The sequence below is a fragment of the Pseudolactococcus chungangensis CAU 28 = DSM 22330 genome (assembly GCF_002441885.1).
In the GTDB taxonomy this organism is placed as follows: Bacteria; Bacillota; Bacilli; order Lactobacillales; family Streptococcaceae; genus Pseudolactococcus; species Pseudolactococcus chungangensis.
The window spans coordinates 23,179-34,039 of the sequence record NZ_JXJT01000023.1 but is presented as its reverse complement, the minus strand read 5'-3'; the positions used below and the strand labels follow the sequence as shown (position 1 = coordinate 34,039).

12 protein-coding genes are annotated in these 10,861 nt (G+C 39.1%); 5 read left to right on the top strand and 7 right to left on the bottom strand.

Translation table 11 applies throughout. The features are described from left to right. Positions 1–237 precede the first annotated feature (237 nt). The 3 genes from RR45_RS09165 (at position 238) to RR45_RS09155 (ending at position 2,482) form a co-directional block, all read left to right on the top strand. Positions 238–1,494, top strand: coding sequence for a replication-associated recombination protein A (locus RR45_RS09165; RefSeq protein ID WP_031366856.1), 1,257 nt, complete (start codon positions 238–240; stop codon positions 1,492–1,494). A 63-nt stretch (positions 1,495–1,557) separates the two neighbouring features. Beyond that, positions 1,558–2,304, top strand: a complete 747-nt coding sequence (locus RR45_RS09160; RefSeq protein WP_031366855.1) for a hypothetical protein — start codon at positions 1,558–1,560, stop codon at positions 2,302–2,304. After that, on the top strand, positions 2,297–2,482 hold the full coding sequence (locus tag RR45_RS09155; protein WP_031366854.1) for a hypothetical protein: 186 nt from the start codon (positions 2,297–2,299) through the stop codon (positions 2,480–2,482). Before RR45_RS09160 ends, RR45_RS09155 begins: the two co-directional genes overlap by 8 nt. Positions 2,483–2,554: 72 nt before the next feature. Here RR45_RS09155 and RR45_RS09150 read toward each other — a convergent pair whose 3' ends face one another. Then, positions 2,555–3,310, bottom strand: coding sequence for a sortase domain-containing protein (locus tag RR45_RS09150; protein WP_143188760.1), 756 nt, complete (start codon positions 3,308–3,310; stop codon positions 2,555–2,557). A 31-nt stretch (positions 3,311–3,341) separates the two neighbouring features. Further along, positions 3,342–4,457, bottom strand: a complete 1,116-nt coding sequence (locus RR45_RS09145; protein WP_031366852.1) for an FAD:protein FMN transferase — start codon at positions 4,455–4,457, stop codon at positions 3,342–3,344. 254 nt (positions 4,458–4,711) lie between these two features. Between RR45_RS09145 and RR45_RS09140 the strand changes: the two genes are divergently transcribed. Then, positions 4,712–5,485 carry an NUDIX domain-containing protein gene (locus RR45_RS09140; protein ID WP_072353661.1) on the top strand — a complete coding sequence of 258 codons (774 nt, stop codon included), beginning with the start codon at positions 4,712–4,714 and terminating at the stop codon, positions 5,483–5,485. Between the two features lie 88 nt (positions 5,486–5,573). On the opposite strand, the gene acpP is transcribed toward RR45_RS09140, so the two are convergent. Together acpP and plsX are read right to left on the bottom strand one after the other, a co-directional pair. Continuing rightward, positions 5,574–5,816, bottom strand: coding sequence for an acyl carrier protein (acpP, locus tag RR45_RS09135; RefSeq protein ID WP_031366850.1), 243 nt, complete (start codon positions 5,814–5,816; stop codon positions 5,574–5,576). Between the two features lie 6 nt (positions 5,817–5,822). Continuing rightward, positions 5,823–6,824 (bottom strand): phosphate acyltransferase PlsX, encoded by a 1,002-nt coding sequence (gene plsX, locus RR45_RS09130; RefSeq protein ID WP_031366849.1) that lies wholly within the window; start codon positions 6,822–6,824, stop codon positions 5,823–5,825. Between the two features lie 200 nt (positions 6,825–7,024). Here plsX and RR45_RS09125 point away from each other — a divergent pair, with 200 nt between their 5' ends. Continuing rightward, positions 7,025–7,645, top strand: coding sequence for an NAD(P)H-dependent oxidoreductase (locus RR45_RS09125; RefSeq protein ID WP_031366848.1), 621 nt, complete (start codon positions 7,025–7,027; stop codon positions 7,643–7,645). 415 nt (positions 7,646–8,060) lie between these two features. Here RR45_RS09125 and RR45_RS09120 read toward each other — a convergent pair whose 3' ends face one another. From RR45_RS09120 to RR45_RS11535, 3 genes are all read right to left on the bottom strand, one after another. Further along, positions 8,061–8,861, bottom strand: a complete 801-nt coding sequence (locus RR45_RS09120; protein ID WP_031366847.1) for a Cof-type HAD-IIB family hydrolase — start codon at positions 8,859–8,861, stop codon at positions 8,061–8,063. 51 nt (positions 8,862–8,912) lie between these two features. Then, positions 8,913–10,535: an ABC-F family ATP-binding cassette domain-containing protein gene (locus RR45_RS09115; RefSeq protein WP_031366846.1), complete on the bottom strand. Its 1,623-nt coding sequence runs from the start codon at positions 10,533–10,535 to the stop codon at positions 8,913–8,915. Between the two features lie 192 nt (positions 10,536–10,727). Beyond that, positions 10,728–10,856 (bottom strand): hypothetical protein, encoded by a 129-nt coding sequence (locus RR45_RS11535; RefSeq protein WP_280522686.1) that lies wholly within the window; start codon positions 10,854–10,856, stop codon positions 10,728–10,730. Positions 10,857–10,861 lie beyond the last annotated feature (5 nt).

Genomic DNA, 10,861 nt, shown 5'->3' with positions numbered 1-10,861 from the left:
TTAGACTTGACTTTTTATATAGTTTGTCTTACTTGATGAGACATTGTCTTGGTGACACTTTTGAACCTATAATTAAGAGTACTTACAATACAAATTATGATAAGTATGATTTTCTATCTAATACTAACCGCTAACAAATTGGGATGTCTTTAGAGCACCCAAACATGTTCTGTTAAAAGGTAAATAGCAATAAAATGCTATAATGTAACTAAGACATATTTACTAGGAGCTTAAGATATGCAAGCAAATTTGGCGCGACGTTTAAGACCACGAACGATAGATGAGATTATCGGCCAGCGCCATCTTGTAGGCGAAGGCAAAATCATCCGTCGGATGGTTGAAACAAAACTACTGAGTTCAATGATCCTCTATGGACCGCCCGGTATTGGGAAAACTTCAATTGCCTCAGCCATTGCAGGAACTGCAGATATGGCCTTTCGGACTTTTAATGCAACATCTGACAAAAAAACAAAATTGCAAGAAATTGCAGCTGAGGCCCAATTTTCTGGACAGCTCGTTCTTCTTTTAGATGAAATCCATCGTTTGGATAAACCGAAACAAGATTTTTTGTTGCCATTACTTGAAAATGGTGAGATTATTTTAATTGGTGCGACTACTGAAAATCCTTATTTCAGTGTGGTGCCTGCCATTCGGAGTCGGGTTCAAATTTTCGAGTTAAAACCTTTAACACCTGAAGATATTGGCATTGCAATTGATCGTGCTATCTCTGATTCTGACCGTGGTTTTGATTTTGAAGTCACCCTTGATGAGGATGCCAAACAATTTCTGATTCATGCTACAAATGGAGATGTTAGATCCACTTTAAATTCTCTAGAGCTTGCCGTTTTATCGAGTTCTGAACACCATGTTACCTTGGATGATATGGCTAACTCTTTACAAAAATCTGCGGCGACGTTTGATAAGGATGGTGATGCTCATTATGATCTCTTATCCGCACTTCAAAAATCAATTCGTGGTTCGGACGTTAATGCTAGCTTGCATTATGCGGCGCGTTTGATTGAGGGTGGCGACTTGCAGAGTCTCTCTAGGCGGCTCATGGTTATTGCTTATGAAGATATTGGTCTAGCTAATCCCGATGCTGGTGCTCGTACTGTAACAGCTGTTTCAGCGGCTGAACGCCTAGGGTTTCCAGAAGCACGGATTCCATTAGCTAATGTCGTAGTAGACTTAGCCTTATCTCCTAAATCTAATGCTGCCTATAAAGCTATGGATACGGCTATCGCAGATTTACACAAACATGGTGCATTACCGATTCCTCCTCATTTACAGGATGGGCACTATTCAGGCGCCAAAAAACTGGGACGAGCTGAAAACTATCAGTACCCCCATAATTTCCCAGGCCACTGGATTGAACAACAATACCTACCCGATAAGCTAAAGGATGTTCATTATTTTCAATCTGACGGTTTAGGAAAGTACGAGCGTGCCTTACAACTTCGTCTGGAAGAGATTAATCGCCACAAGAACAAATGAGTCTCTGAACACACCTATTAAATATCAACCATTTACAACTAGAGTTACAGATAAAGGAGGCAAATGACTGATCTAATTTTACAAACCAAGGACCGACTTCTAGCAGCAGAAATTGCCTATCAAAAAGCCTCTGATGCGCTTAACCTAGCAATGACTGAGCTAGAAACAGCTAAAAAAAATCGCTCTGAAGCCCAAAAAAATTTCGATTCCAAAACTTTAAATTATTCTCTCGCCATTCAAAATGCTGGCTATTTAGAAATACAACCCTATTTATCGGAAGCATCAATTATTGCAGCTAATCATAATCTGGATGTTGCCAAAAAAGAATATGATGCCGCACAAGGCATTAACCAAGAACAAGAAACGATCAGTCAGTCTGCTTTTTATACCGTCGTTCAAGCCCAAGCTGTCTACGATGCAGCAAAATTGGAATTTGATAGCGCTGATTATGATTACGCACGTATCTTGCGTGAGAGAAAATTACCTTTACTAGGAGAAAGCGACCCTCCTGAGCAACCTGAAACACCACCTGAAAATATTGATTTCTTGATGCAGTTTCTCAAGCAAACACCCTTACCTGATTATGAGGGAGCGGAAGATTTAATTGATGAGCAAGTGAAAAGTGATATTGATGACGACACTAGCCTACCATTTGAAAGACGACCTGCCATAGAAAAGCCAGATACTATCTCTATTCAGGAAGACGAGCAGCCTACAATAAAAAAGTCAAGTACAGGACATATCACTTGGGGTTTTAAAATCCCAAACACACCCGATAACAAAAATGAAACGGAGAAAACCGATGACTAGAGAAGAACTAGAACAACGCATCCGAACTGAATTAGATTTGCCCCATTTTAAAGCACAAATTGATGAACAGCGCGATTATAGTGAGGACGACTACCAAAAATTCAAAGATAGCTTAGTCAGTTATTATAAAAATTATGTCCAAGATATTGACACTGATTTTCAAGGAGGACTTGACTAATTCAATTAAAATATGCCTTAAAAGTTGTATTTTGCCAACTTTTAAGGCATATTTTTTAATTATTCTAGAAACTTAAGATGCGAAGATGATACGTCTTGTTGTTTCATCAATGCAGGTCTGCAACACGATACGTTCACCGCCACCAATGGAAGTGATTTCACCGTACATAGACTCACCTGTCTGAACGTTGTTACCGTTTGTATCAACAACTGCAATTTTATATATGGTATAGTTAAAGGCTTGACCATTTGCATCATAAGCAGATACAACACCACCATTACTCAGATTAATCACAGGATCAAAGGCACCCCAGTGATGACCGATAAAATGTGTATTGAGCCCATCTGTACCAGAATATGGTGTTGCACCACCCCAAGTTGATGCGATACCATTTGGATTGGCATCAATGATGGCTTGACCGCCCCCCATGCCGCCATTTTGAAAAGGAATCGTCGTCCCAATCATCGATAAAACGTTTACCGTCACTGGTACCGGTGCTGGTGTCGGCGCTGGATCTGGCGCACTAGGTGTAGGTGTAGCAACATCTGGTGACGGATCTGCAGCAACAGGAGGCGCCGGATCCGAAACGGGAGCTGGCTGAACCTCTGGTTCAACTAATTTTGGTGAGGTTTTAGCCACGTCCTCTACTTTAACAACTTGATTTTGTTCCGTATAACGTTGATTGAAACGCAAATCAATAGCGATTTGCCGAGATTCTTTATCTTTTTTAGTATCACCCTTTTCTCTTGCTAATACCTGCGTCGTAACAGAAACATTAGCCAGAAGTGCCAATGTGATTATTAATTTCAAACTTGTCTTAATTGTCATATCATCACCACGACCTTTCAATATTTTTGGATTACTCTTTTGCGACACCTTTGACTACTTTAAAAGTTTTATCTAAAAGTTCAAATTCCCCTGGGATATGTTCTGAGATGTATACTTTTTTATCTTTCGTAACAAAGACGGCATCAAATTCATCATGTTTATTCACAAATTTCATCCCCTTTTCCAGTCCCATGTTAAATAAGGCATTGCTATAAGCATCATCATGATATGGCGTGTCCCCTACCATAGTCACGCTCAACAAATCTGATTCTATTGGATAACCCGTCTTGGTATCAAATAAGTGAGAGTAAACTTTATCACCAACTTTAAGATAGCGACCGTAGTAGTTCGTGGTATTAAAGCTCGTATGCTGACTCGTCAGCACCCCTACTAAAGGACTGTCCTGTGTTTCACCTAGTGTTGGATTAGCAATCCCAACTTCCCAAGCACCATCTTTTCGATCTGGATTTTTACCTATCGTATAGGCATGTCCTCCTAGATTGACAACTGCAGTCGTCACCCCTCTAGCTTTAAGTGTCTTAAGTAGCTGTTCGCCAATAAACCCTTTTCCAATACCATCAGCCTCAATCACCATTCCTTTTTTCTTAAGAAAAACAGTCTGATTTTTAGTATCTAATACAATATCATCAATATTGACTTTATCTAGAGTTGCTTTGATTAACTCCTCTGAGGGAATTTGGGCATCTGAAAAACCAATATGCCAAAGATGCGTCATCACACCAACAGTTGGATTGTAGTAGCCATCAGAAGTCTTAGCATACTTATCCAGAGCTTTAACGAGTTCAAAGGTGATTTTCGATACTTTAACTGGTGCAATACCTGCTTGGGCATTGACTTTATCTAGTTCACTTTCACCTTGCTCATAAATTTCAAACTTTGCTGCCAATTCTTTGAGTTGTTTTCTGGCAACTTCAAAGTCTTCCTCACCATGCCCCTTATCATAAATTAAGATTTCAACATAGGTACCTGTTGCAAATTCTTCATTTTTATAGGGGGTTTTCATCAGTTCAGCTTTTTTTTCTGGTGCTTTTGCTTGTTTCGCTGACTGCTTACAACCAGAACTAGCAAGTAAAGCAGGAACTAGCAAAAAAATTGCACCTAACCGCCACCATAATTTTTTTCTCATTCAACTATCTCCTTTCAGTGTTAGCACACGCACATCTAGCCCCCTCTGATAAAACGCTTACAACTACTTACTACTATTTTAACGTATTCATTGTTATATCGCAAATAATACCTTATTTTTAATTAATCAAACATTCATTATTTTACGTTATTCATTCAAACATCATGGCATTGACACAGCATGAATACTAGGTTAGACTTAAATAAGATGTATCTACTCAACTCACTATAAATCCGATCTCACAAGGAGACATCATGCGAACATTTGCAAACAAAATAGCGGAAAAAGACTACTACGAACATCAGGCAAGCGAGAAGGAGTTTCTGGCTTGGTATGCCAAACAAGATAGACAAACTTATGAAACACCTAGCGTGACAGTTGATAGCGTCATCTTTGCTTATAATCCAGTAACCAATCGAGTCAACCTCTTGTTAATCCAACGTAAAGCACATCCTGATTTACATCATTGGGCATTACCTGGTGGTTTTCTAGATAAAACCGAGGATACAACGCAAGCTGCAATTCGTGAGGTCTATGAGGAAACCCATCTCCAGATTGCTCCTAAATTTGTGGACCAACTCACAACAATTGCAACGCCGGGACGTGACCCTAGAGGTTGGGTAGTCACTGTTGCGCATTTAGTATATCTGCCTCATTTTCCAGAGACCCAAGCTGGTGACGATGCTGAACGCGCGCAATGGTTTGATTTCACAATAGACCCTGAGACGCATCAGCTGCACATTATTGGTGTACTAGATCAGTTGCTCGCCTTTGATCATGCTAATATTCTCAAAAAGGCTAGTCAAATCATTCAGGAAAGTTTTGAAGTCAAACCTAAATGGCTAAATCTGCTGCCTCCAGTTTTTAGTTGGCAAGCAGTCGAAACAATCGCTGAACAGTTTAGCGGACGAAAAATAAGTGATCAAATCGCCCATTATCGTGAGCTGTATATGATTCCAGTCAATACTGAAAAACATGATGATACCGATCAACCACACGCATTTTTCAGATTAAAGAAACCTATCTAAACTCTTGATTTAGGCTATAAAATAAGTCAAAAAATACAGGTTCTGGCGGATAGGCCAAAACCTGTATTTTTTTATATTAAGTTGATAATTAATTAATTTTATCAGAAACGTAGTCGACAACTTGCCCCAAGGTCAAGATGTGTTCTGCATCTTCGTCAGAAATTTCGATACCAAATTCGTCTTCTAAAGCCAAAGTGAATTCCATCAAACTAATCGAATCTGCGCCTAAATCTTCGACAATATTCGTTTCTAGCGTGACATGATCTGCATCAAGCTCCAATGTCTCCACTAAGTTTTCTTTTATCTTAGCAAAAAGATCTTCTTTACTCATCGCCATTTATTTGTCCTCCTGATAATGTTGCACTAATTTCCCAACCACGTCAGTTTCTAACATTTTATGCGTTTGTTTAAGTGTCGCAAAAATCGCGTCAGCATTTGAAGAGCCATGACTCTTGATGACAGGTGCTTTTAAGCCAAACAAGACGGCGCCTCCTGCTTTTTCGTAATCTAGCGCATCTTTTAAACTGTATAAAGATTTTTTCATCAGCAACGCACCAAGTTTTGATGTCATACCACCATCTTTAATAGACGTTTTCAGTAATTTCATCAAGCTCGATGCTGTCCCCTCAATTGATTTGAGAACAGCATTACCAGTGAAACCATCCACAACGACGACGTCAGCCACACCGCTCATTAAATCACGCGCCTCGACATTACCGATAAAGTTCAGTTGCTCGTCAGCTGCAAGTAACTCATAAGTTTCCTTTTGTAATGGTGCACCCTTACTAGCTTCAGAGCCGTTGTTTAAAAGCCCAATACGCGGAGATGTCACACCTCTGACATTTGACGCATAAAATGACCCTAGAATTGCAAAGTTATAGAGATGGTGGGCGGTATTCTCTGCATTCGCACCGAGGTCCAACATATCGAATCCTTTACCATCCAAAGTTGGTAAGGTTGATAGCAAACCAGGTCGATCGACTTGCTTGATACGGCCAACTGTAAAGATACCACTCGCAAGTAAAGCACCTGTATTTCCTGCAGAAACAAGTGCATCTGCCTCACCGTTTCTAACTGCTGTCGCAGCTAAAACCATGCTTGCAGTTTTCTTACGACGAATCGCTTTAACTGGATCAGCTTCCCCAGAATCAATCTTCTCAGTCGTGTGGACAATGGTAATATTGGTATCATCGCTTAATAATGGTCGAATCTTCGTTTCATCACCAAATAAAATAAACTCAGTGTCTGGAAATTCTGCTCTCGCCAATAGACACCCTTCGACAACAGATTTGGGTGCAAAATCTCCACCCATTGCGTCAATCGCTAATTTCTTTTTCATTCTAACAATATAACACATTTTAGTTTTTTTTTCAATTTTCTAACAAATGTGGTATGTTTCACAAATTAAAAAAATGTAGGCTACTCATTTTAACTCCAAGTTTGTAATAAAATTTACAAGCGTAAACAAAGCAATTACTAATTTTTTTATATAAAATAGTATGGTAATTAAAAATATTTAGAAATTATGAGGTCTTACCATTGTCTAATACACTTATTATTAAAGGGCATCCCCTTACATCTGAAACATCATTCTCACTCAAAACGCTTGAGCAATTCCTATCTACTTACAAAGCAGAAAACCCATCTGATACAATTACTATTCTTGATGTTTTCGCTGACAACGTACCTGAAATTGATGTTGACATCGCTTCAGCTTTCAACGCAATGGCTGCCGGTATTGAATTTGGTAACCTCAGTGCTGAGCAACAGGCTAAAGTTGCTCGTTTTGGTGATTTGACAGAGCAATTCCTCGCTGCTGATAAAGTTGTGATTGCTAACCCACTTTGGAACCTTAGCATGCCAACACGTCTAAAAGCATGGATTGATACCATCAATGTCGCTGGTAAAACTTTCAAATATACTGCTGAAGGCCCTGTCGGTCTTGCTGGTGGTAAAAAAGTCCTTCATATTCAAGCCAATGGTGGTGCATATGACGGAAACGATGGGTCTTCTCAATATCTCAATAGCATCTTAAACTTCATTGGTATTGATGACATTACTTCTGTTTACATCGAAGGTCATGCCTACGAGCCTGAACGCGCTAATGAAATTTTGAATGATGCTTTGGCTAAAGTTACTAGCATTGCAAAAGAATTCTAATCACTAAAATATATAGATCAAAAGAATACGCCTCGTTTGTATTAACCAATACAAATTGAGGCGTATTTTTTTGATTTTATACCACAAATTATGAGGCATGCTGATGCTATTTTAAAATATAAGAGATGGACTTATACCAAACTTGCAATATAAGTTACCATTTCTAACGGATTACTGATTGGAAAAAAATGGCTATCATTTAATTTGTAACTTGTTCATGATCTGTAGCTAGTGTATAACTTTAGCTAGTGTATAACTTTTATCTTGTGTACCCCATCAAATATCGTAAACGCGATATTTCCAGAAGATAGGAGTCATACTTTTTAATATTTTGTTTAACAACTTCTTTTCCAATAAATCTTGTTGCACCAATCATTAATATATTCAATTCATCCTTTTTAAAATTTATCCTCTTTTATAATTGAATATTTTCCAAATAAGTCATCACAGCTTGGTCTTTATGATGACCAATGATTTCGTCTGCTACCTCTTTGATTGGCTCACGTGCATTAGACATAGCAACCGCCTTGCCTGCATAGCGCAACATTTCTAAATCATTCAGATTATCGCCAAATGCGACAATTTCCGATGGTGTGATGTCAAATTTTTCAGCGAGATGAGACAGACCCGTGGCTTTGCTGATACCTTCTGGCATAATATCAATTGATTCAAATCCTGTGGTGACTGCCCGAACCCCAGCCCCTTGTTGATTGACCCAAGCTGCACCTTCCAGCACCCGCTCAGCTGTAAAACTGACGGTAAGTTTGAGAATATCATCCACAACTTCCGAAAAATCAGAAACTGCTTGCACCTTTTCATAGTAAAAATTCGCTTTTTTCTTATAATAGTCACTTGTCGTCTCTAAAATGTAAGAGCCATTTGCTCCGCTTAATAAAACAGAATCATCCTGGATATAGTCAGACTTTCTGACGATATCTGAGATTTCTAAAACTTTATTAAAAGGCATTTTCTCTTCAAATAAAATATCATCACGATATTTGACGATACCGCCGTTTTCTGCCACAAAAATAATCCGGTCAGCAAAATCAGAAAACATCGCCTCTAAAGCCAAAAGTTGACGACCTGATGCTGCCACAAAATGAATATTAGTTTGTTCTAGTTTTGTTAACATCGCATCAAAGCGTGTTTTATCATAGGCTCCATTGCCATCTAAGAATGTGCCATCCATATCTGTTGCGATGAGTTTAATTGTCATGCTTTTATTATAACAAAAAAGCCGTATTCCTACGACTTTCAAAATAGTTTTTTAATCAGCCCAAAGTGCTTTAACTTTTGCTTGGACTTCATCATTTTCAAGGAACTCATCATAAGTTTCACCGATTCGGTCAATCACACCGTTCTTAGAGATAACGATGATATGATTAGCGATGGTTTGAATGAATTCGTGGTCATGACTGGCAAAGAGTAGACTGCCTTTGTAGTTGGTCAAACCTTCATTGAGTGATGAAATTGATTCCAAATCCAAATGATTGGTTGGGTCATCTAAGACAAGGACGTTTGATTTCAAGAGCATGAGTTTGCTGAGCATCACACGAACTTTTTCACCTCCGGAGAGGACGTTAACAGACTTGTTAACTTCTTCACCAGAGAACAACATCCGACCTAGGAAACCACGAAGGAAAGTATTGTCGTCTTCTTCTTTACTGGCAAACTGACGGAGCCAATCAAGGATTGTTTCGCCACCTGCAAAGTCGCGTGAATTGTCTTTTGGTAAGTAAGCTTGACTTGTTGTCACACCCCACTTAACCTCACCAGTGTACTCAATATCACCCATAATAGCACGAATCAATGTTGTTGTTTGGATATCATTTTGACCGATGAAGGCTGTTTTATCTCCTGGATTAAGGATAAAACTGATATTATCCAAAATGATTTCGCCATCAATTTTGACTGAAAGATTTTCAACTTTCAACAAGTCATTGCCGATTTCACGGTCAGGTTTGAAGTTGATAAAAGGATATTTACGAGAAGATGGGACAATCTCGTCCAATTCGATTTTATCCAACATTTTTTTACGAGATGTCGCTTGCTTAGATTTAGACGCATTCGCAGAGAAACGCGCGATAAAGTCTTGCAATTCTTTGATTTTTTCTTCTGATTTACGGTTGGCATCACCCTGCAATTTAAGGGCAAGTTCTGATGATTCTTTCCAGAAGTCATAGTTACCAACAAAGAGTTTGATTTTACCAAAGTCCAAATCGGCCATGTGCGTACATACTTTATTCAAGAAGTGACGGTCATGGGAGACAACGATGACTGTATTCTCGAAGTTAATCAAAAATTCTTCCAGCCAATTAATTGACTGGATATCCAGACCATTGGTCGGCTCGTCAAGGAGTAGAACGTCTGGTTTCCCAAACAAGGCTTGAGCTAAGAGAACTTTGACTTTTTCACCATTGGTTAATTCAGACATGTTTTGCATGTGTAGAGCGTCTGGGATTCCAAGGTTTTGCAACAATTGTGCAGCATCGGACTCTGCTTCCCAACCACCAAGCTCAGCAAATTCACCTTCAAGTTCAGCTGAACGCATACCATCTTCATCCGTAAAGTCTTCCTTCATGTAGATGGCATCTTTTTCAACTTTAACATCATAAAGGCGTTGATGCCCCATCAAAACAACGTCCAAAACAGGGATATCTTCATAGTCAAAGTGATTCTGACGTAGAATACTCATCCGCTCATCTGGTCCCATCGACGTGTGGCCTGTGCTTGGCTCAATATCGCCTGCTAAAATTTTCAGGAAAGTTGATTTTCCTGCACCATTGGCTCCGATTAAACCGTAACAGTTACCTGGTAAAAATTTAATATTCACTTCATCAAACAGTTTACGGTCTGAAAACTGCAAACTAATATCGCTTACTTGTAACATTTTTGTCCTCTTATCTTCAATTTACGTGTTATTCCCATTTTAGCATTTTTAGTAAGAAAATGATAGGCGCTGATTGGATTTTCGACAGAGATTGTCAGGAAAGTCCTGTGCAACGATCAAAATTGTCAACAAAATAAGCCTTGTCTCCCTGACACCTTGACATTCCCTTAGAATAATCGTAAAATAAAACCATTAGCAGAGGAAGTAACTTGGTCGATGCGCACGCGTATCCGAATTTTCAGGGACTTGTCGGTCATTGCGAGACAAGAATTCAACCAAGTGAATGGCCTGCGAAAGGAACTGATGTTCAATTTGATTCAAAACGA